We start from the raw sequence: 21,705 nt of genomic DNA on the forward strand, positions 1-21,705 counted from the left end.
CCGGCGAGGCCAAGGCAGAAAACTGTTAATGCGGGCAGTCGGATGAAGATAAGCCGGGCCTCCGGTTTCTGGCCGGCCTTCGCCGGACTTAACGCTTCCTGAGGAGCGCATCCACTTCGTCAAAGTCACGCATGACAGGCCGGCTGGTTTCGGGCAATGGCCCTTCCCTTACCAGCAGAGCCGTACGCATACCCACGGTTTCGGCAGCTTCCAGCTCCGCCTCGACATCGGAGAGAAAAAGCACTGTGTCCGGCGCCACGCCGATCTGATCCAGAATGTTCCTGTAGGATTCAGGATCACGCTTGAGTCCCACCCGGGTATCAAAATAGCCGCTGAAATAAGGCGTCAGGTCGCCGCACTCGCTGTGACCGAAAATGAGCTTCTGCGCTTTGACCGAGCCGGAAGAATATACGTACAGACGCAGACCCCGATCATGCCAGCTGCGTAATGCCTCCGCTGCATCCGAATAAACATGTCCCCGGAAGGCTCCACTCTGATACCCCTGCTCCCAGAGCATGCCCTGGAGCATCTTCAGGGGTGTTTCCTTGCGATCCTCGCGGATCCATGTCTGGAGAACTTCTATCAATCCATCCAGATCGTTCGCGCTCACCCCGGACTCTTCTGCCACAGCTTCCAGCTGCTCCTGAATTTCAGGGTTATCGGAGAAACCATTTTTTATGAACTCCCCTATGTGCTCTTCCGCATAGGGAAAGAGCACGTCGTGAACAAAAGACAGGGAACTGGTTGTGCCTTCGATATCCGTCAGCACCACCCGGATCATCGGGATGCTCCGGTCAGGTTTTCATAGCGCGGCAGGCGGCTGGAAATGTCCTCGCCAGTAAACTTCGCTACCCAGCCTTCGGGATTCGTGAACAGCCGGATGCAGGTGAATTCCGGCTCCGGCCCCATGTCAAACCAGTGACGGGTGCCATGGGGAACGCTGATCAGGTCATTCTGCTGGCAGAGCACGGCATAGACGTCATTGCCAAAATGCAGATAGAACAGGCCCTGACCCCGAACGAAAAACCTCACCTCATCCTCGCTGTGAACATGCTCATCCAGGAACTTCTGGCGAAAGGCCTCTTTCTGTGGATTGTCGGCACTCAGGCTGATCACGTCGGCAGTCTGGAAGCCGTTTTCAGCTTTCAGCCCCTCCACTTCGTCTGCATAGGCCGTCAGCACCTCGTCCTGGGACGCGCCAGCCGGAAGCGCCCGTGTTGGCCACTGCTCAAATCTTACGTCCTGCTCAGCAAGCAGGCGGGCAATTTCGTCAGGGTCGGCGGTGACCGTATGGGGTTCAGCTGGTTGATTCTGCGGATAAATATGCAAGATTGTCATGGGCGGACTCTCATGGTTTCCAGTTCACATTCGAACAGAAATTCAAATGCTTCAATATGTCTCAGGCAGTCTGCCATGGTTTTTCCCCAGGTATAAAGACCGTGGCCGCGTATCAGATAGCCTGGCTGCTCAGGGTGAGCCCTGAACCACTGCCTGGTATCCTCGGCGAGCGCGTCTATATCCTGGGTATTGTCAAACACCGGCACGGTCACCGTGGACTCGTGGGTGGTGATGCCGGAGAAAGCTTTCTGTAATTCGTAGTCCGTCAGCGTCAGTGCCCTTCCGGGTGGCAGAAGCCGGCTCAGTACCGTCGCCTTGACGGAATGGGTGTGCAAGACCGCCCCCACGTCCGGAAAGAGTTCGTAAAGGACAGTGTGCAGCCGGGTCTCTGCCGAGGAACGGCAGTCGCTCTGGACCGGATTGCCGGCGAGATCCACCACCATGACATCGGCTGCCGCAAGCTCGCCCTTGTGACGGCCCGACACGGTAATGGCTATGTGCTCTGCGTCAATCCGGGCAGAATAGTTACTGCTGGTCGCAGGCGACCAGCCACGACCATAAAGGAACCGGCCAGCGTCAATGACCGACTGGGCTGCCGTGGCATATCGGGTGATGTCAAACAATGCAGACCCCCTCTATTACTGTTGTTCATCAGGCCCGGACATCACTGAATGACCGGATTCCCTTCAGCGTCATGCCAGATTTTCCGCTTACCTGAATTCACCTTGCCTTCGGTGTTCCATACTTTCCGGTCTTTGGTCGCCTCTTCAAGCTTCCCGCTGTCATTCCAGATGGTCCTGTTCTGACATCCCGCCAGTACTAAGACCGCCACCGTAATCAACGCAATTTTCTTCATCCAGCATATCTCCTCGAAAAAACAGGTAACGGGCGGCCGTATCTCCAGCCAGCCAGTGGTGTAGACCGCCTAACGGCCTTCGTGCAGTTCCCTGTTACGCTGCTTCTGTTCATCACTTTTTCTGATCATCACATAGACCGCTCCCGTCCCACCATGGTGGCGCTGGGCGGAATGGAAGGCCAGCACAGGTTCCAGCTCCGGCAACCATTTTGCCAGATAACTTTTCAACTGGGCGATGCCGTCCGGATTACGCTCCCCCTTGCCATGAAGAATGATCACCGAGCGCAGTCCGTAGCGCACGCAGTCCTGGACGAATCCAAACACCTCCCTTCGGGCCTGCTCGATGGTCATCCGGTGAAGATCCAGCCTCGCTTCGATCGAGTATTGCCCCAGCTTCAGTTTACGAAACACACCGTGCTGTACTCCCGGCCGCTGCCAGCTGAGGATGTCATGGGCGTTTAGCGGGTCCACGGCATCTGCAGTCAGCGGATTGTGGTCCCGCCGGGGCAGATCAATGGCCGCTCTCTGACGCTCCAGGTGACCGGGCGTCAGTTCCCTGGGCGCTTTTATGTCGGCCCGATTGGGCCTGCGGATTCTGCGGACGTCCTGCATCTCTTCAAGAAAATCCAGCCGCTCGTCTTTGGTAGTCATGGCATTATCTGACAGGTCACGTGAACGGAAATTTTACCACTGACCACCTTACCCATAAAGCGCCAGTATTGCCCTTAACATATGGCACGCCCAGGGATGGCGAGTCCAGGCTACACTGATGTCATTGAATCGATCTGGCGGAGTCCTATGGAAACCAACACGACAGAAGACCGTCCCCAGAATATCCGTGCCATCATGGCATTTCTGCGCGAACATGCCCCGTTTTCCAGCATGGACGAGAGCCATCTCGCCCATTTTGCAGAAAACGCCGTGCTTCGTTTTTATGCCGATGGTGATGTTGTGCTCTCGCCAGATGATGGGCAAGTGCGGAGCTTCAACCTGGTAAAGCAGGGCCGGATCAGGGGGGAGCGCCTCAACAGCAAAGATGGCCAGGCCGAAACCACCTTTGAAATAAGCCAGGGGGAATGCTTTCCTCTGGCAGCGCTGATCGGTGAGAGGCCGACCCGTACCCTGCACCGGGCCAGTGGCGACACCTTCTGCCTGAGTCTCGACCACAAACACTTCGTTACCCTGTTTTCCGAGAGCGAGCCCTTCCGCGATTTCTGCCTGCGGGGCGTCAGCAGCCTCCTGGATCAGGTCAACCGGCACATACAGTCCGGGGCCATGGCTTCAATCAGTCCCAGCACGTCCCTGGACACACCCCTGGAGCGCTATGCCCTTCGCAACCCCATCGTGTGCTCACCCGACCTGCCGGTGCGCAAGGTGGTCGCCCGCATGCACGAAAACAGCGTCGGCAGCATGGTCATCACGGACGAGAGCCGCCGCCCCGTGGGTATTTTCACCCTGCGGGACCTTCGCACCATGATTGCGGAAGAGCAGGCGACTCTCAACGCACCGGTAAGCCAGGTAATGACGCCGGACCCCTGCTACCTGCCGTCCACAGCCCACGCTTTTGATGCGGCCCTGCTAATGGCTGAACGTCATTTCGCCCATATCTGCGTGGTGGACAGCGAGCGTAAGCTGATTGGTGTGGTCTCGGAGCGGGACCTCTTCTCCCTACAGAGGGTGGATCTGGTCCACCTTGCGCGAACCATAGGGACCGCCACCCATCTGCGCACCCTGGTGAGCCTGCGAAGCCAGGTCTCACGGCTCGTGGATACCATGCTGGCACACGGCGCCGACTCCGGGCAGGTAGTCAAGATCATCACCACCCTGAACGACGTGACGGTACGTCGGGTGCTCGAACTGAATCTGAAAAAGAAGGACCCGGGGATTCCTTTCACCTGGCTTACTTTCGGCAGTGAGGGACGACAGGAACAGACCCTGCTCACCGACCAGGACAACGGCATACTGTTCGAAACGCCCGAGGGCATGACGGAGGATCAGGTCCGGGAACGGCTGCTGCCCTTTGCCGAAACCGTTACTCTCGAACTCGCAGAATGCGGGTTCACCCTCTGCAAAGGCAACATTATGGCAAGCAATCCAAAGCTGTGCCTCAGCAGTGAAGAGTGGGACGACTGGTTTATCCGTTTTATTGATGCCTCCACGCCGAAGAATCTTATGTACTCCTCGATCTTCCTCGACATGCGCGCAGTTTTTGGCCCCCGGGAACCCCTGGAAGCACTGCTGGAGAAAGTGGTTGCGCGCATCCGGAAAAACGACCTTTTCCAGAAAATGCTTGCCGGCAACGCCGTCACCCGCAAGCCACCTCTTACCATGTTTCGCAACTTTCGCTACGCTTCGGAGGGGGAGAAACATACCCTGGATCTCAAACGCCAGGGCCTGGCGCCTTTTGTAGAGGCGGTCAGGGTTTTTGCTCTGGCCCACGGCATAGGCGAGCCCAACACCCTGGAACGCATGGAGAGGCTTGCCGATAAAGGTGTCTTCAACCGCAAAGATGCCAATGCCTGGAAAGAAGCCTACAGCCTCATTCAGGTCATCCGCATGCGAGCCCATCAGGAGCAGCTGGAAAAAGACCAGCCCCTGAGCAATTACATCAACCCGGATGACCTGAATCCGCTGGACAAAAGAATTCTGCGGGAGTCATTCCGCCAGGCCCAGCGCCTGCAACAGAAGCTCGAAACTGCCTATCTTCTCTGAGTGGCCAGGCCCATGTTCAATAACATAAAAAACTGGCTTGACCGGGCCCTGAGCCGAACCAGCCCGCACCATGACCTCGCGCACCTGCCTCAGCCGAAGGCTGCGGCAGGCCAGCCCCTGAGCGACCTCAGGATGATCGTGCTGGACCTGGAGACCACCGGCCTGAACCCCTCAAAAGACCAGGTGATCGCCATCGGGGCAGTTGCCATCAGCGGCCTTGAAATCCCCCTTCGCGACCAGTTCGACCTGGTGCTCAGACGGCCGGAACTGGATATCAGTGAAACGGTCCTGATTCACGGCATCGGACCAGAGGCCCTTACCCGGGGCCACGAAACCGAAGATGCTCTTTTACACCTCCTGGAATGGATGAATGGCGATCCGATCCTGGCCTTTCATTCTGCGTTCGATCAAAAGTTTCTGGAAAAGTCCCTCAAACACACGCTGGGCTATACGCACCCCCACGTGTGGCTGGACGTAGCCGACCTGCTGCCCGCGCTGTTTCCCGACAGCAACACCAGCGGGGGCAGGCTGGATAACTGGACCGACCATTTTGCGCTTGAGGTCAGCGAGCGTCACAACGCGGCGGCGGACGCCCTGGCAACCGCAGAGCTGACCCTGATCGCCCTGGACAAAGCCATCAAAACAGATACGGCCACGCTGGAGCAGCTGGTGACCCGACTGCGTAATTACCGCCGGTTGAAAGCTATTCGACGCCACTGATTCCGCGGCACTAATCTGACCAGAGGCCGACCCCCTGTTTCAGCCCCAGGCAGACCTACCTCACTGATACCCGGGAAGATTAGACCTTTTGCCAATATCCATTAAATGGTTCCCCGGTAAAGTCGTCATGGGCAATAAGATAATGATCAACATAAAAAAAGTTTTCCTGCACATCCCCGTGCCGGGCCGTGACTGAACAACAACAACGCTGGAGAATAGCCATGTCGGATATACCGAGTAACGCCGTTCTGTACTGGAAGGCGAATCTGCGTCTTATTCTTGGGTGCATGATCGTATGGGCATTCGTGTCTTATGGCTGCGCCATACTGTTTCGCCCACTTCTTGCTGGGATCCCGATCGGGGGCACAGACCTTGGTTTCTGGTTTGCACAACAGGGATCCATTCTCACCTTCATCGTCCTGATTTTCTTCTACGCCTGGAAAATGAACAGGCTCGATCAAAAATTCGGCCTGGACGAGGAGTAAGCATCATGGATCAGTTCTATATCAACCTGCTTTTTGTTGGCGGTTCTTTTGCCTTATATATACTGATTGCCATCTGGGCCAAGGCTGGCAGCACCAGTGATTTCTATGTTGCAGGCGGTGGTATTCACCCTGTCACCAATGGCATGGCTATCGGCGCAGACTGGATGTCCGCCGCGTCGTTCATTTCTATGGCCGGCCTGATCGCGGCTGGCGGCTATGCAAACTCCACGTTCCTGATGGGCTGGACTGGCGGCTATGTGCTGCTGGCCATGCTTCTGGCGCCTTACCTGCGCAAATTCGGAAAATTCACGGTGCCGGAATTTATCGGGGACCGCTTCTACAGTAAGAATGCGCGCTTCGTGGCTGTGGCCTGCCTGATCGCCGCTTCGGTTACTTATGTTATCGGCCAGATGGCCGGTGCCGGTGTTGCTTTCTCACGATTTCTCGAAGTCGACTCCACTACGGGTCTGATTATTGCTGCTGTAGTCATTTTCATCTACGCCGTGCTGGGCGGCATGAAGGGCATTACCTACACCCAGGTAGCCCAGTACATCGTGCTGATCATCGCCTATACCATTCCCGCCGTCTTCATCTCACTTCAGCTAACCGGTAATCCACTCCCGCCCCTGGGCCTCTTCTCTACCCATGTCGAATCCGGACTGCCTCTGCTGGAGAAGCTTGACGAAGTCATTACGGCGCTCGGCTTCCGCGACTACACGGCTGACGTGGACAACAAGCTCAACATGTTCCTGTTCACTCTGTCCCTGATGATCGGCACAGCGGGCCTGCCACACGTCATCATCCGCTTCTTCACGGTTCCAAAGGTTGCTGATGCTCGCTGGTCTGCCGGCTGGGCTCTGGTCTTCATTGCCCTGCTCTACCTGACAGCACCTGCAGTTGCTTCCATGGCACGCCTGAACATCTTCGACACAATCTATCCGAACGGACCTGAGAGTCAGCCAATCGAGTACGACCAGCGGCCCCAATGGATTCAGGAGTGGGAGGTCACGGGCCTGATTACCTACGAAGACAAGAATAATGACGGCCGCATCCAGTATTACAACGACACGGAAGAGTTCAGACCTACTGCCGAGGCCCGCGGTTGGGAAGGCAATGAGTTTGAATACAACCGCGACATACTGGTGCTGGCAAACCCGGAAATTGCCAACCTGCCAGGCTGGGTCATTGGCCTGATAGCGGCTGGTGGTCTTGCCGCCGCCCTGTCGACGGCAGCTGGCCTGCTATTGGCTATCTCCTCGGCGGTAAGCCATGACCTGATCAAGGGGGCTTTCAAACCGGACATCAGCGACAAGGGGGAACTGCTGGCGGCGCGAATCACCATGTCAGTTGCCATAGTGGTGGCCACTTACCTGGGGGCAAACCCGCCAGGATTTGCCGCACAGGTGGTGGCACTGGCCTTTGGCATCGCGGCGGCGTCGCTGTTCCCGGCTCTGATGATGGGGATCTTCTCCAAACGCGTGAACAACAAAGGTGCAATCGCCGGTATGCTGGCTGGCCTGATCTCCACCCTGGTTTACATCTTTGTCTTCCTGGGCTGGTTCTTTATTCCAGGCACCAACAATCTGGCCAACACGCCTGATAACTGGCTGTTCGGCATCTCGCCGCTGTCCTTTGGAGCGATCGGTGCGATGATCAACTTCGCTGTTGCCTTCACGGTGTCCAACGCCACTGAAGCGCCGCCGAAGGAGATTCAGGACCTGGTGGAAAGCGTGCGCTATCCCCGGGCTGCGAAAAAGCCAGTGGATCCGACTGCTGCGCTTGATCACTGAGCCGAAAAAGACCAATTGCGGTACAATCCGTAAAGGTTGATCCCAAACGGGCTTCCTCTCTGAGGAGGCCCGTTTTTTTTGAGGAAAGAATATGTTCTGGAATCTGGTTGCAACGATTTTCGCAGGGCTGGGAGCCGCAGGTATCGCGCTGGGCATACGGGCCCTGACCATGAAAAAGGCCCCAAAATGGATTATTCCCGTGTTCGCCGGGCTTGGGATGATGGCCTATCAGGTCTATATCGAGTACACATGGTTCGATCACATGGCCTCGCGACTGCCCGAAGACACCAGTGTCGTCAGTACCCAGCAGGAGCAGGTGATCTGGCGCCCCTGGAGCTACCTTGTCCCACAGACCACTGGTTTCACTGTGCTGGATGAAAACAGCATCACCAGGGCCGGCCCGGATGGGGGTCTGGTCACTTTTCAGCTCTATCGCTTCCGGCACAGCTATGGCGGAAGGGTTTCCGAGGGGGTTTATCTGGCAAACTGTGAAGCCTCTGAAATGGTGCCTCTGGATAACGAGGGAAAGCCCCAGGCAGACTTGATCCGGAGACTGCCTGCCGACGACACACTGATGGCAGCAGTCTGTCACTGACTCCTGTCCTCGTGCGGGGCGTCACCGTCGCAATACGGTCTGAATGTCGCCATCGTCTGCCTGGCGGACAAAGCTGTCAGGTAGAGGATGTCACGCTACACTGAACGATATGCCGTGACCCTGTGGACGACCATCCTGACCCTGTTTTTCATCCATGCCGTGAGAATGTCCGTTTATGCTCAGCGTCTGGCTGCTGGTTCTGATCTCAATCGCCTATATTTCCCTCCTGTTCGCCATTGCCTGGGCCGGGGACAGGCATCCAGCACTTTACCGGCGGCGTTTTGCCAGAACACACATTTACGCCCTCTCACTCGCGGTCTACTTTACTTCCTGGACCTTTTACGGAGCCGTAGGAAGAGCAACTCAGGAGGGGCTGGGCTATCTGCCCATTTACCTTGGCCCCCTGCTGGTCTTTGTGTTCGGAGCACCCCTGCTTCGACGGATCATTTACATCAGCAAACGCAATAACAGTACGTCCATCGCAGACTTTATCGCATCCCGCTACGGCAAATCACAGCCTCTCGCCGCCCTGATTTCCCTCGTCGCGGTGGTTGGCAGCGTTCCCTATATCGCTCTGCAGCTTAAAGCGATAGACATGGGGTTCAGCGTGCTATCCGGGAGCCGCTCAGATACCAGCCAACTCAGTCACGCTTTCTGGACGGATTCGGCCTGGTACATCACCATTGTGCTGGCCGTCTTTACCATCCTTTTTGGCACCCGGCACCTGGAATCCACGGAACATCACAGAGGCATGATCCAGGCCGTGGCTTTTGAGTCCGTTATCAAACTGGTGGCTTTTGTCGCGGTTGGCCTTTTCGTGCTTTTCGGTCTTTACGGCGGTATCGGCAATCTCTTTACCAATATCAGCAATGCCGGACTGCTGGGCACTCTAACCACAGACACCCTTGATGCAACTGCATTTATAACCCAGACGCTGGTGGCAATGCTGGCCATCATGTGTCTGCCGCGCCAGTTTCATGTCATGGTGGTTGAGAACACCGATCACCGGGACTTCGAAACCGCCCGATGGGCCATGCCTGCCTACCTGATCATCGCCAGCGCTTTCGTGCTTCCCATCGCCGGTGCTGGCCTGCTCATGCCGGAAGCAGGGCTGGTCAATCCCGACACCCTGATTCTCAGCCTTCCCATGATGGCCGGAGAGCACTGGCTCGCAATCCTTGCCTTTCTGGGCGGGGGATCGGCGGCCGCAGCCATGGTCATTGTCTGCTCCGTTGCCATCGCGACCATGGTCAGCAACGAAATGATCATGCCGGCCCTGCTGAAATTTTTCCGTCCGCGGATGAACCGCCGGGATGATCTCAGCTTCCTGCTGCTGAGTATCCGGCGGGTAGCTATCTTTGTCGTTCTTGTCACCGCCTATGGCTTCTACCGGATGGCAGGAGCGGATTACAGCCTGACGGCGTTTGGCCTGCTGTCCTTCGCAGCCGCTGCGCAATTTGGACCAGCCCTTGTGGGCGGCATCCTGTGGCGCAGGGCCAACCATACAGGCGCTGTCTGGGGTCTGGCTCTGGGCTTCTCACTCTGGTGCTACACCCTTCTTGTCCCGGCTCTGGCGTCAACCGGATGGCTTGGCGAACACCTTATCGAAGAGGGTCTCTGGGGCATCAGCTGGACCCGGCCAACTGCCCTTTTTGGAATGGACCTGGACCAGATGAGTCATGGCATCATCTGGAGCCTTGGCGTCAATACCTTTACCTTTGTCCTGCTTTCCCTGCTCACCCGCCAGCGGGTGCGGGAGAAGATCCAGATCGCCTCCTTTTTCCAGGATCCCCATCCCCGGCCTCACACACCCCAGCAGCACGCCTGGGAGGGTGAGGTACTGACGGCCGACCTGCAGGCGCTGGCCGACCGATTCATGGGTGAGGAGCGTGCCGAAACCCTGTTCCGGAACTATCAGCGCCGTAATGCCATCAGGCTTGCGCCGCAGCGCCCGGCCTCAGCCCATCTGATGAAATACGTTGAGCGTCAGCTGGCGTCGGTTATTGGGAGCTCAACAGCACGGGTGGTGCTGGAATCCACCCTCACCGGAAGGGACATGCAGATCGAGGATGTGGTCAGCATCGTCGACGAAGCCTCCCAGGCCATGACATTCAGCCGGGAGCTGCTCCAGTCAGCAATCGAAAACATCAGCCTGGGTGTCTCGGTGGTCAACAACCAGCAGCAACTGGTGGTCTGGAATCAGCGTTATCTTGAGCTTTTCTCCTATCCCAAGGGTTTCGTCCGGGCCGGACGGTCGGTGGAGGATCTCATGCGGTACAACCTCACCTCGGCGAATCTGCCCGCCCGCAAGGTGGATGACATTATTGAGCTGCGTTGCGGCAGCATGCGTGCCGGCGAGCATATGTCCTACGAGCGTCACAGACCGGATGGCACGGTTCTGAAAATCGATGGCAGTCCGATTCCGGGGGGTGGATATGTCACGACTTTTCAGGACATTACCGCCATGCGGAGGACCGAACAGGCACTCAAGGAAACCAATATCTACCTGGAGCAGCGGGTCAAGGAGCGGACCCAGGAGCTGCAGGTGATCAATGAACAGATGCTGAAAGCCAAATCTGTCGCAGAGCAGGCCAACCAGAGCAAAACACGCTTCCTGGCGGCTGCAAGCCATGACCTGCTCCAGCCACTTAATGCCGCGAGGCTTTTCACTTCAGCGCTTTCAGGCAAGCCCCAGTCGGCGGAAGCACGAGAGCTGGTGCAACACGTCGACAGCTCTCTCAGTGCTGCGGAAGAGATCATCAGCACCCTGCTGGATATCTCAAAGCTTGATGCCGGGGCCCTTGAGCCTCAGATCACCAGCTTTCCGGTGAATGACATGCTCAAGCATCTGGCAACGGAGTTCTCAGCCATAGCCGCCGACCAGGATCTGACCCTGGATCTGGTACCCAGCAGCGCCTGGGTTCGCTCAGACGCGAAACTGCTCCGACGCGTGGTCCAGAACTTCCTGTCAAACGCCATACGCTATACCCCAAGAGGCCGGATTCTACTCGGATGCCGACGCCTGAAAGGCTATATTCGCATCGAAGTATGGGACACCGGTCCCGGCATTCCCGAGGACCAGCTGGAGCGGATTTTTGAAGAGTTTCGTCGGCTTCAGCACGGCAGAGACAAAAAAGGCCTGGGCCTGGGTCTGGCTATTGTCGACCGGATTTCGGGCATGCTGGACCACCCTGTCAGCGTGCGATCGGTCCAGGGTCTGGGAAGCGTCTTCAGCATCACTGTAACTCGCGCCGCGCCCCAACCCACTGAAGAGCTGCCGGCACGGACCGGGCGGACCTCACGGGGTCTCTCGAGCCTGAGCGGGCTCAATGTGCTATGCATAGACAACGATGTTCACATCCTTGAAGGAATGGGAGCGCTGCTGGGCAACTGGCAGTGCCGGGTCACACTGGCAGAAAGTCTGGAACATGCCATCGACCAGCTGGATGGTGTCCCTCCGGATATAATGCTGGCAGACTATCAGCTTGATGAAGGTCGGAATGGCCTTGACGCCATGGACGCCATTCGCAGCACCTTTGATCAGGTGCTTCCGGGAATTCTGATCACGGGATATATGGGACATGAAGTCCGCTCCGATGCGATAAGCCGGGGCTATCAGGTGCTCTACAAACCGGTAAAACCAGCCGCACTGAGAGCGCTCGTCAACAAACTTCTGCGACAGAGACAGGCATGACGTCAGCAACCGCTACTTCCGGGAATCCAGAGTTTCACAAGCTCCGTTACCTGGTTATAGACGATTTCGAGAATTTCAGGCTTTCCATGCGCCAGATGCTGCGCAGCTTTGGCGCAGACAAGGTGGAACTCATTTCGAATGGTTCCGCGGCGATTCAGCTTTGCACCTATGATCAGTTTGACGTCGTGCTTTGCGACTACAACCTGGGCGAGGGCAAAAATGGGCAGCACATACTGGAAGAACTCAGACATAAAAAGCTGCTGAAACGGACATCGCTGTTCCTGCTGGTCACCGCTGAAACGTCCAAAGAAATGGTCATGGGTGCACGTGAATACCAGCCGGACGCCTATCTCACCAAGCCAATCAACCGGGACATGCTGGAAAAACGCCTGGGCGCGCTGATTCTCCAGCGAAACGCGCTATTGCCCATCAATCGGGCAATTGACAAAGAAAATCTCCCAGAGGCCGTCTCCCTCTGTCTCGCGACTATTCCACAGCAACCTCGTTACAAAACATGGCTGATGAAAACCCTGGCCGATCTCTATTTCCAGATGGGGGACTTTGGCCACGCCCGCAAAATATACGATGAGGTTCTGGCCCAGCGGGATCTTTCCTGGGCACGCCTGGGAAGAGGCCGGGTACTCCTGGCAGAGCAGCATCTGGATGATTCAATATCCGAACTCCAGAGCCTGATTGCCAGCCACCCCGATTTTATCGAAGCCTATGACCTGCTCGCTGAGGCCCTGGCCAAAAAAGGTAAGCTGACGCAGGCACAACAGATTCTTGAGAAAGCGTCAGAACTGTCCCCGAATGCGCTTCTTCGGCACCGCAGCCTCGCTGAACTTGCGACATCCGCCCAGGACATCGACAGGGCCACAGAGGCCTGGCGCCGTACCGTGCAACTCGGTACCCATTCCATTCATGACAGCGCCGACCACCACCTTGCGCTGGGAAGGTCACTCGCCGATATAAGCGAGGCTGAGCCCGGCAGCGAGGGCAAGGAGCATGCGAAAGAGGCCCTTGCGGTTCTGGCGAAGGTTGAACGACGCTTCCCGGATGCTCCTGATATCGGCACTAAAAGCCTCCTCGTGCAATCGAGGGTGCATGCCGGGCAGGGCCAAACGAGAGCAGCCACAGAGTGCCTGGAACAGGCCGAGGCCCGGATTGATCCAGCCAGCGCCAGCGCGGAGGTAGGGCTGGAACTGGCAAAAACCCTTTACCGTAATGACAGGAGCGATCAGGCAGAGCAACTCCTGTCAGGGCTGGCCCAGCGGTTTGAGTCCGAGCCCGCAATCCTTCAGGAAATTGAAACCCTCATGGACGAGCCTGTCGGTTTCAAACAGAAGCTGCAGGCACGCGCCTTCAACCGGGAAGGCATAAAAGCCTTTGAGGGGGGTAACCTCGACGAGGCAGCCCGGGCCTTTGAGCAGGCTCTTGCTATAGTCCCAAATCACACCGCCCTCAACCTGAACCTTGTCCAGGTCCGGATGAAACAGATTGCCGGCGGCGGGCATGATCCGGAACTTCTGGCCCAGAGCTATCGTTGTCTGGATGCGCTTAAAAATCTACCTGAGCAGCACCGGCAGCATCGCCGGTATGTCACCCTGCGTAAAAAACTGGATGCCATTAAACATGCCTGACCAACACAATCCTCCCGGCGATACCGCTGACGATAGCCATGTCAATTTTTCCATGGTCATCGCATCCGCCGTGCACGACATGAAGAATTCCCTCGGGATGCTACTTCACTCACTGGACAGTTTGAGGGAGGAGCACAGAGACACGCTTTCGGGATCACTCCGTTTCAACACCCTCCAGTACGAAGCCGAGCGCGTTCACAGTGATCTGGTCCAGCTGCTCGGTCTGTACCGGCTTGGCGAACATACGCTTTCAGCCCATTCAGAGGAGCATTTCGTTCCTGATTTCCTCTCTCAGCACCTTGCCAGGCACCGGCCCCTGCTGGAAGGCCATAACATCAGCTACAGCATCGACGCCGGAGAGGTCCTCGGTTATTTTGACGAAGACCTTCTGACTGGGGTGCTTAACAACACCATCAATAACGCTATTCGTTATACCAGGAGCAAAATTCTGCTAACCGCAGAGCAGAGGGACCAGTTCCTTGTTATCGGTGTCGAGGATGACGGTGAAGGATACCCGGAACACATGCAGAAGACCGGTTCCGTCGATCCCAAACCAGTCGATTTTAATTCGGGCAGCACCAGTCTTGGTCTTTTCTTTGCCTCCTCGGTTGCACGGCTTCACCGGGATGGCCCGCGCCAGGGGTTCATCAAACTTCACAATCAGGGCACCCTTGGCGGCGGCGTTTTTGAGATCTGGCTTCCATAACACCTGTTGGCAGGCTTTTCCGCAGGCAATAAAAAAGCCCCGGCAGCATAGCTGACGGGGCTTGTTTATATTAGGAGCCTGACGATGACCTACTCTCACATGGGCAGAAGCCACACTACCATCGGCGCTGGTCTGTTTCACTTCTGAGTTCGGGATGGGATCAGGTGGTTCCAGACCGCTATGGTCGTCAGGCAAAACGGTTGATCACTGGGAAGGACAGGATTGAAACGGGTGTTCTGATAACGATCGCGGCGTCATCCGCAGTTGTCTTGGGTGTTATATAGTCAAGCCTCACGAGCAATTAGTACCGGTTAGCTCAACGCCTCGCAGCGCTTACACACCCGGCCTATCAACGTCCTGGTCTTGAACGGCTCTTCAGGGACCTCAAGGGTCCAGGGAGATCTCATCTTGGAAGGGGCTTCCCGCTTAGATGCTTTCAGCGGTTATCCTGTCCGAACATAGCTACCGGGCAATGCCACTGGCGTGACAACCCGAACACCAGAGGTTCGTCCACTCCGGTCCTCTCGTACTAGGAGCAGCTTTCCTCAAATCTCCAACGTCCACGGCAGATAGGGACCGAACTGTCTCACGACGTTCTAAACCCAGCTCGCGTACCACTTTAAATGGCGAACAGCCATACCCTTGGGACCGGCTTCAGCCCCAGGATGTGATGAGCCGACATCGAGGTGCCAAACACCGCCGTCGATGTGAACTCTTGGGCGGTATCAGCCTGTTATCCCCGGAGTACCTTTTATCCGTTGAGCGATGGCCCTTCCATACAGAACCACCGGATCACTATGACCTGCTTTCGCACCTGCTCGACGTGTCTGTCTCGCAGTCAAGCGGGCTTGTGCCATTACACTAACCGCACGATGTCCGACCGTGCTTAGCCCACCTTTGTGCTCCTCCGTTACGCTTTAGGAGGAGACCGCCCCAGTCAAACTACCCACCACACAGTGTCCTTATCCCCGATAAGGGGACGAAGTTAGAACCTCAAACAGTCCAGGCTGGTATTTCAAGGTTGGCTCCACGATGACTGGCGTCACCGCTTCAAAGCCTCCCAGCTATCCTACACAAGACTGCTCAAAGTTCACTGTGAAGCTATAGTAAAGGTTCACGGGGTCTTTCCGTCTAGCCGCGGATACACCGCATCTTCACGGCGATTTCAATTTCACTGAGTCTCGGGTAGAGACAGCGCCCCCATCGTTACGCCATTCGTGCAGGTCGGAACTTACCCGACAAGGAATTTCGCTACCTTAGGACCGTTATAGTTACGGCCGCCGTTTACCGGGGCTTCGATCAAGAGCTTCGTCCGAAGACTAACCCCATCAATTAACCTTCCGGCACCGGGCAGGCGTCACACCGTATACGTCCACTTTCGTGTTTGCACAGTGCTGTGTTTTTAATAAACAGTCGCAGGGGCCTGGTATCTTCGACCGGCTTCTGCTCCGCCCGCAAGGGACTTCACATACCACCGGCGTGCCTTCTCCCGAAGTTACGGCACCATTTTGCCTAGTTCCTTTACCCGAGTTCTCTCAAGCGCCTTGGTATTCTCTACCTGACCACCTGTGTCGGTTTGGGGTACGGTCCCACGTGACCTGAAGCTTAGAAGATTTTCCTGGAAGCATGGCATCAATGACCTGGCGCCCTCAAAGGGCGCTGGTGTTCGTATCTCGACATTGAGGGACCGGATTTGCCTGATCCCCCTGCCTACATACTTAAATCGGGACAACCATCGCCCGACTCACCTAGCCTTCTCCGTCTCTCCATCGCAGTCACGCGAGGTACGGGAATATTAACCCGTTTCCCATCGACTACACCTTTCGGTCTCGCCTTAGGGGCCGACTCACCCTGCGCCGATTAGCGTTGCGCAGGAAACCTTGGTCTTCCGGCGTGGGAGTTTTTCACTCCCATTGTCGTTACTCATGTCAGCATTCGCACTTCTGATACCTCCAGCAGGCTTCTCAACCCACCTTCACAGGCTTACAGAACGCTCCCCTACCCCGTGCACTTGCGTGCACAGCCGCAGCTTCGGTATCCAGTTTGAGCCCCGTTACATCTTCCGCGCAGGCCGACTCGACTAGTGAGCTATTACGCTTTCTTTAAAGGATGGCTGCTTCTAAGCCAACCTCCTAGCTGTCTGAGCCTTCCCACATCGTTTCCCACTTAACTGGAATTTCGGGACCTTAGCTGGCGGTCTGGGTTGTTTCCCTCTTCACGACGGACGTTAGCACCCGCCGTGTGTCTCCCGGATAGTACTCACTGGTATTCGGAGTTTGCATCGGGTTGGTAAGTCGAGATGACCCCCTAGCCGAAACAGTGCTCTACCCCCAGTGGTATTCGTCCGAGGCGCTACCTAAATAGCTTTCGGGGAGAACCAGCTATCTCCGGGCTTGATTAGCCTTTCACTCCGATCCACAAGTCATCCCCTGGCTTTTCAACGACAGTGGGTTCGGTCCTCCAGTGCGTGTTACCGCACCTTCAACCTGCTCATGGATAGATCGCCCGGTTTCGGGTCTATATCCAGCGACTGATTCGCCCTATTCAGACTCGGTTTCCCTACGGCTCCCCTATACGGTTAACCTCGCCACTGAACATAAGTCGCTGACCCATTATACAAAAGGTACGCCGTCACGGAACAAGTCCGCTCCGACTGCTTGTACGCATACGGTTTCAGGATCTATTTCACTCCCCTCACAGGGGTTCTTTTCGCCTTTCCCTCACGGTACTGGTTCACTATCGGTCAGTCAGGAGTATTTAGCCTTGGAGGATGGTCCCCCCATGTTCAGACAGGATATCACGTGTCCCGTCCTACTCGTTTTCACTGAACTCAGGTTTCGGATACGGGGCTATCACCCACTATGGCGGTCCTTTCCAGAACCTTCTCCTACCAGTTGTCCAGCTTAAGGGCTAGTCCCCGTTCGCTCGCCGCTACTTAGGGAATCTCGGTTGATTTCTTTTCCTCGGGGTACTTAGATGTTTCAGTTCCCCCGGTTCGCCCTGTACACCTATGTATTCAGTGCACAGTACCTGGCCGAAACCAGGTGGGTTTCCCCATTCAGAGATGCCCGGATCACAGCTTGTTTGCCAGCTCCCCGAGCCTTATCGCAGGCTTCAACGTCTTTCATCGCCTCTGACTGCCAAGGCATCCACCGTATGCGCTTAGTTGCTTGACTATATAACCCCAAGACAACTGACAGGCAACCGCACCTCACCCAAAGGTGAAGACAGTTACAGGACAGTCGCTGGAAGTCATAAACAACACTTCAACGACAACACCGGATAACGCTTGATCGTTATCATTTGAGATGAACAGACCCCTCACCATCAATCCGGCCCGAAGGCCTGACTGTCAGTCAGGGAATCCATCCTCTCGGATGTTTCAATCTTGTCCGTATTTTTAAAGAGCAGTTCTGACCCAGTGATCAGAAAGGAAGGCTTCATGAAACTGAAACATTCGTTTCTGTACACTGATCCAACCCAGGGGGCGGTTCAGGCAATGTGTATCTTTCAGGTTTTGGTGGAGCTAAGCGGGATCGAACCGCTGACCTCCTGCGTGCAAGGCAGGCGCTCTCCCAGCTGAGCTATAGCCCCGGTATATTACCAAAGTCCAATCGTGCACGGACTCTCAGGCTATAGAATTTTGTGGATCCAGGCGCTTTGAAGCGTAGTGTGCGAACAGCACATGAGCTTCGAAGCAACGCCGAGCCACGAAATTCTGGTGGGTCTGGGTGGATTTGAACCACCGACCTCACCCTTATCAGGGGTGCGCTCTAACCAACTGAGCTACAGACCCGATTATCACTGCATCTTCTGCCACCTGATCTGCGTTGCGGCTTTCGCTCGCTCAGTCACGTACTCATGTACGCTCCTTCACTCACTCAATCCGCGCCTTGTCAGCTGTCACAACCTGCAGCGCTAATACCCTGCCTGACCACTCAGTGACCCAGGCAGTGCGGGCCTGAAAGACCCTTTGCTCTCTTCTGCTGATCAAGTAATTCGTGTGGACTCTGACCGTGATGGCCGACTTCGTTTAAGGAGGTGATCCAGCCGCAGGTTCCCCTACGGCTACCTTGTTACGACTTCACCCCAGTCATGAACCACACCGTGGTGATCGTCCTCCCGAAGGTTAGACTAACCACTTCTGGTGCAATCCACTCCCATGGTGTGACGGGCGGTGTGTACAAGGCCCGGGAACGTATTCACCGCGACATTCTGATTCGCGATTACTAGCGATTCCGACTTCACGCAGTCGAGTTGCAGACTGCGATCCGGACTACGACGCGTTTTCTGAGATTGGCTCCCCCTCGCGGGTTTGCAGCCCTCTGTGCGCGCCATTGTAGCACGTGTGTAGCCCTGGCCGTAAGGGCCATGATGACCTGACGTCATCCCCACCTTCCTCCGGTTTGTCACCGGCAGTCTCCCTAGAGTTCCCACCTTTACGTGCTGGCAACTAGGGATAGGGGTTGCGCTCGTTACGGGACTTAACCCAACATCTCACGACACGAGCTGACGACGGCCATGCAGCACCTGTGTCTGAGTTCCCGAAGGCACTCCCGCATCTCTGCAGGATTCTCAGCATGTCAAGGCCAGGTAAGGTTCTTCGCGTTGCGTCGAATTAAACCACATGCTCCACCGCTTGTGCGGGCCCCCGTCAATTCATTTGAGTTTTAACCTTGCGGCCGTACTCCCCAGGCGGTCAACTTAGTGCGTTAGCTGCGCCACTAAGGATTCAAGATCCCCAACGGCTAGTTGACATCGTTTACGGCGTGGACTACCAGGGTATCTAATCCTGTTTGCTCCCCACGCTTTCGCACCTCAGTGTCAGTGTTGGTCCAGGTAGCCGCCTTCGCCACTGGTGTTCCTTCCTATATCTACGCATTTCACCGCTACACAGGAAATTCCACTACCCTCTACCACACTCTAGCCTGACAGTTCGAAATGCCGTTCCCAGGTTAAGCCCGGGGCTTTCACATCTCGCTTATCAAACCACCTACGCGCGCTTTACGCCCAGTAATTCCGATTAACGCTTGCACCCTCCGTATTACCGCGGCTGCTGGCACGGAGTTAGCCGGTGCTTCTTCTGTGGGTAACGTCAATCCCGGCGAGTATTAATCGCCGAGCCTTCCTCCCCACTGAAAGTGCTTTACAACCCGAAAGCCTTCTTCACACACGCGGCATGGCTGGATCAGGGTTGCCCCCATTGTCCAATATTCCCCACTGCTGCCTCCCGTAGGAGTTCGGGCCGTGTCTCAGTCCCGATGTGGCTGATCATCCTCTCAGACCAGCTACGGATCGTCGCCTTGGTAGGCCTTTACCCCACCAACTAGCTAATCCGGCATAGGCTCATCCGATAGCGCAAGGTCCGAAGATCCCCTGCTTTCCCCCGAAGGGCGTACGCGGTATTAATCCGGGTTTCCCCGGGCTATCCCCCACTATCAGGCAGATTCCTATGCATTACTCACCCGTCCGCCGCTCGTCAGCATCCCGAAGGACCTGTTACCGCTCGACTTGCATGTGTTAAGCCTGCCGCCAGCGTTCAATCTGAGCCATGATCAAACTCTTCAGTTTAAATCATACAGAAGCCGAAGCTTCAATTTCTGCTCAAGACAAAACTCAAATTCGACGAGTCACTGTCTTGATATTTCTTGTCGAAACATCACAGCCAGCGCCCACACGAATTACTTGATCAACTTTTTAAAGAGCGGAGCCGTTTGGCTCAATCGAGGTGCGCATTTTACAGCGTTCCTCGTACCTGTCAACTGCTAAATGTGATCATTATTTTAATCAATCAAATCAGCGTGTTGCAGGTTCTTCGGGGCGGGCAATTTCGTGCTTAAACCCGAAGAGAGGCGCATTCTACAGACCCCCTGTCAGGAGTCAACGGGCCAGGAGAAATATTTTCAGATTTCTCTCCCCTGACCCGCCCTGGCTACAAGACCACCCTCACTCTGGATGCCGCCCGGCTGGCTTTTGAACGCGCCTCGTCTATGGTCTTATCCCTGGCGAGAAGAACTCCCATCCGCCGTCGGCCGGAAATCTCCGGTTTCCCGAATAATCGAATCTGGGTGTCCGGTTCTGCCAGTGCATCCTCCAGCCTCTGAAACCTCGGATTTTCCGAAACACCCTCAGGTAACAGCACAGCTGAGGCCGAGGGACCCAACTGGTGAATAACAGGAACAGGAAGACCCAGGATCGCCCGGGCATGCAATGCAAACTCCGACAGATCCTGGGAGATCAACGTAACAAGCCCGGTGTCGTGGGGACGGGGCGATACTTCGGAGAAATAAACGTTGTCGCCTTTTACAAAGAGCTCTACTCCGTAAACGCCATAACCACCCAGGTTCTCCGTAACCGCTGTAGCGACCTCGCGGGATCTGGCAAGTGCCAGTGAGCTCATCGGCTGAGGCTGCCAGGACTCGCGGTAGTCGCCGTCTTCCTGCCGGTGACCGATGGGCTCACAGAAAGACACACCATTGACATGACGCACAGTAAGGAGAGTAATCTCATAGTCGAAGTCTACGAAACCCTCGACAATCACCCTGCCTTTACCAGCACGGCCGCCACTCTGGGCATACTCCCAGGCCGGTTCGATTTCTGTTTCACCGCGCACCAGAGTCTGCCCCTTCCCAGAGGAGCTCATGACCGGCTTGACTACGCAGGGCAATCCAATTTCGGACACCGCAGCCAGATAGTCCTCCCTGGCGTCGGCAAATCTGTATGGCGACGTTGCTAGGCCCAGCTCTTCTGCGGCGAGCCGGCGAATGCCTTCCCGATTCATGGTCAGGTCAACCGCCCGGGCCGTGGGGATGATCTTCACCCCTTCATCCTCCAGGCGCACCAGCTCCGCCGTCGCGATGGCCTCGATTTCCGGCACGACAAGGTCAGGGCGCTCCTGCTCGATGATCGCCCGGAGGGCGCTTGCATCCAGCATGTCGATCACATGGGCACGGTGGGCCACGTGCATCGCCGGTGCATCGGCGTAACGATCCACCGCAATTACCTCGACACCCAGACGCTGGAGTTCGATGACAACTTCCTTGCCCAATTCACCTGCTCCACAGAACAGGACCCGAAAAGCCCCGTCTTTCAGGGGAGTACCAATGCTCACCATCACTTCACCTTTATCTTCCAGGGGTTTCATGCCTCTCCCGGCGTCATTAATAGAG

At 56.2% G+C, this 21,705-nt stretch carries 14 protein-coding genes, 2 tRNA genes and 3 rRNA genes; 8 read left to right on the forward strand and 11 right to left on the reverse strand.

Translation table 11 applies throughout. The annotated features are described in order from the left end of the window. Positions 1 to 88: 88 nt before the first annotated feature. The 5 genes from mtnC to smrA form a co-directional block, all read right to left on the reverse strand. A complete protein-coding gene (gene mtnC, locus LG327_RS16275) occupies positions 89 to 781 on the reverse strand; it encodes an acireductone synthase (protein ID WP_404363514.1) in 693 nt (230 codons plus the stop codon). Then, positions 778 to 1,338, reverse strand: coding sequence for a 1,2-dihydroxy-3-keto-5-methylthiopentene dioxygenase (locus tag LG327_RS16280; RefSeq protein WP_404363515.1), 561 nt, complete (start codon positions 1,336 to 1,338; stop codon positions 778 to 780). The genes mtnC and LG327_RS16280 overlap by 4 nt, the downstream gene beginning before the upstream one ends. After that, positions 1,335 to 1,961 carry a methylthioribulose 1-phosphate dehydratase gene (locus LG327_RS16285; protein WP_404363517.1) on the reverse strand — a complete coding sequence of 209 codons (627 nt, stop codon included), beginning with the start codon at positions 1,959 to 1,961 and terminating at the stop codon, positions 1,335 to 1,337. The genes LG327_RS16280 and LG327_RS16285 overlap by 4 nt, the downstream gene beginning before the upstream one ends. Before the next feature lie 41 nt (positions 1,962 to 2,002). Beyond that, entirely contained in the window at positions 2,003 to 2,194 is a 192-nt protein-coding gene (locus LG327_RS16290; protein ID WP_404363519.1) for a membrane lipoprotein lipid attachment site-containing protein, read from the reverse strand. 69 nt (positions 2,195 to 2,263) lie between these two features. After that, positions 2,264 to 2,845: a DNA endonuclease SmrA gene (gene smrA, locus LG327_RS16295; RefSeq protein ID WP_404363521.1), complete on the reverse strand. Its 582-nt coding sequence runs from the start codon at positions 2,843 to 2,845 to the stop codon at positions 2,264 to 2,266. 147 nt (positions 2,846 to 2,992) lie between these two features. On the opposite strand from smrA, the gene LG327_RS16300 reads away from it, so the two are divergent. The 8 genes from LG327_RS16300 (at position 2,993) to LG327_RS16335 (ending at position 14,536) form a co-directional block, all read left to right on the forward strand. Then, entirely contained in the window at positions 2,993 to 4,906 is a 1,914-nt protein-coding gene (locus LG327_RS16300; protein WP_404363523.1) for a putative nucleotidyltransferase substrate binding domain-containing protein, read from the forward strand. A gap of 12 nt (positions 4,907 to 4,918) precedes the next feature. Next, entirely contained in the window at positions 4,919 to 5,626 is a 708-nt protein-coding gene (locus tag LG327_RS16305) for a PolC-type DNA polymerase III (RefSeq protein WP_404363524.1), read from the forward strand. A gap of 221 nt (positions 5,627 to 5,847) precedes the next feature. Next, the gene (locus LG327_RS16310) at positions 5,848 to 6,111 is read left to right on the forward strand and encodes a DUF4212 domain-containing protein (protein WP_404363525.1); all 264 of its coding nucleotides are present in this window, start codon (positions 5,848 to 5,850) and stop codon (positions 6,109 to 6,111) included. Between the two features lie 5 nt (positions 6,112 to 6,116). After that, entirely contained in the window at positions 6,117 to 7,901 is a 1,785-nt protein-coding gene (locus tag LG327_RS16315) for a sodium:solute symporter family protein (RefSeq protein WP_404363527.1), read from the forward strand. A 91-nt stretch (positions 7,902 to 7,992) separates the two neighbouring features. Then, positions 7,993 to 8,496, forward strand: coding sequence for a hypothetical protein (locus LG327_RS16320; protein WP_404363529.1), 504 nt, complete (start codon positions 7,993 to 7,995; stop codon positions 8,494 to 8,496). Positions 8,497 to 8,671: 175 nt separating this feature from the next. Further along, positions 8,672 to 12,190, forward strand: coding sequence for a NahK/ErcS family hybrid sensor histidine kinase/response regulator (locus tag LG327_RS16325; protein ID WP_404363531.1), 3,519 nt, complete (start codon positions 8,672 to 8,674; stop codon positions 12,188 to 12,190). Then, a complete protein-coding gene (locus LG327_RS16330; RefSeq protein ID WP_404363533.1) occupies positions 12,187 to 13,830 on the forward strand; it encodes a tetratricopeptide repeat protein in 1,644 nt (547 codons plus the stop codon). The genes LG327_RS16325 and LG327_RS16330 overlap by 4 nt, the downstream gene beginning before the upstream one ends. Beyond that, entirely contained in the window at positions 13,823 to 14,536 is a 714-nt protein-coding gene (locus tag LG327_RS16335) for a sensor histidine kinase (protein WP_404363535.1), read from the forward strand. Before LG327_RS16330 ends, LG327_RS16335 begins: the two co-directional genes overlap by 8 nt. A 76-nt stretch (positions 14,537 to 14,612) precedes the next feature. Here the strand turns inward: LG327_RS16335 and rrf are convergent. From rrf to purT, 6 genes are all read right to left on the reverse strand, one after another. Further along, positions 14,613 to 14,728 (reverse strand): 5S ribosomal RNA (gene rrf / locus LG327_RS16340). 88 nt (positions 14,729 to 14,816) lie between these two features. After that, positions 14,817 to 17,712: ribosomal RNA gene (locus LG327_RS16345) — 23S ribosomal RNA — on the reverse strand. Positions 17,713 to 18,054: 342 nt separating this feature from the next. Beyond that, positions 18,055 to 18,130 (reverse strand) — tRNA-Ala (locus LG327_RS16350). A gap of 125 nt (positions 18,131 to 18,255) precedes the next feature. Then, positions 18,256 to 18,332: transfer RNA gene (locus LG327_RS16355), tRNA-Ile, on the reverse strand. 238 nt (positions 18,333 to 18,570) lie between these two features. Further along, a 16S ribosomal RNA gene (locus tag LG327_RS16360) occupies positions 18,571 to 20,107 on the reverse strand. The 16S, 23S and 5S rRNA genes sit together here with 2 tRNA genes alongside, the layout of an rRNA operon. Before the next feature lie 361 nt (positions 20,108 to 20,468). Continuing rightward, positions 20,469 to 21,650, reverse strand: coding sequence for a formate-dependent phosphoribosylglycinamide formyltransferase (gene purT / locus LG327_RS16365; RefSeq protein WP_404369499.1), 1,182 nt, complete (start codon positions 21,648 to 21,650; stop codon positions 20,469 to 20,471). Between the last annotated feature and the right edge of the window lie 55 nt (positions 21,651 to 21,705).

Source organism: Marinobacter sp., from assembly GCF_044799475.1.
Classification (GTDB): domain Bacteria; phylum Pseudomonadota; class Gammaproteobacteria; order Pseudomonadales; family Oleiphilaceae; genus Marinobacter.

Bases quoted from the DNA above. Each gene is read 5' to 3' on its own strand.
- smrA (WP_404363521.1), bottom strand. From the start codon at position 2,845: ATGACTACCAAAGACGAGCGGCTGGATTTTCTTGAAGAGATGCAGGAC.
- LG327_RS16335 (WP_404363535.1), top strand. From the start codon at position 13,823: ATGCCTGACCAACACAATCCTCCCGGCGATACCGCTGACGATAGCCAT.
- LG327_RS16320 (WP_404363529.1), top strand. From the start codon at position 7,993: ATGTTCTGGAATCTGGTTGCAACGATTTTCGCAGGGCTGGGAGCCGCA.
- LG327_RS16290 (WP_404363519.1), bottom strand. From the start codon at position 2,194: ATGAAGAAAATTGCGTTGATTACGGTGGCGGTCTTAGTACTGGCGGGA.
- LG327_RS16315 (WP_404363527.1), top strand. From the start codon at position 6,117: ATGGATCAGTTCTATATCAACCTGCTTTTTGTTGGCGGTTCTTTTGCC.
- LG327_RS16325 (WP_404363531.1), top strand. From the start codon at position 8,672: ATGCTCAGCGTCTGGCTGCTGGTTCTGATCTCAATCGCCTATATTTCC.
- purT (WP_404369499.1), bottom strand. From the start codon at position 21,650: ATGGTGAGCATTGGTACTCCCCTGAAAGACGGGGCTTTTCGGGTCCTG.
- LG327_RS16310 (WP_404363525.1), top strand. From the start codon at position 5,848: ATGTCGGATATACCGAGTAACGCCGTTCTGTACTGGAAGGCGAATCTG.
- LG327_RS16305 (WP_404363524.1), top strand. From the start codon at position 4,919: ATGTTCAATAACATAAAAAACTGGCTTGACCGGGCCCTGAGCCGAACC.
- LG327_RS16330 (WP_404363533.1), top strand. From the start codon at position 12,187: ATGACGTCAGCAACCGCTACTTCCGGGAATCCAGAGTTTCACAAGCTC.
- LG327_RS16280 (WP_404363515.1), bottom strand. From the start codon at position 1,338: ATGACAATCTTGCATATTTATCCGCAGAATCAACCAGCTGAACCCCAT.
- mtnC (WP_404363514.1), bottom strand. From the start codon at position 781: ATGATCCGGGTGGTGCTGACGGATATCGAAGGCACAACCAGTTCCCTG.
- LG327_RS16300 (WP_404363523.1), top strand. From the start codon at position 2,993: ATGGAAACCAACACGACAGAAGACCGTCCCCAGAATATCCGTGCCATC.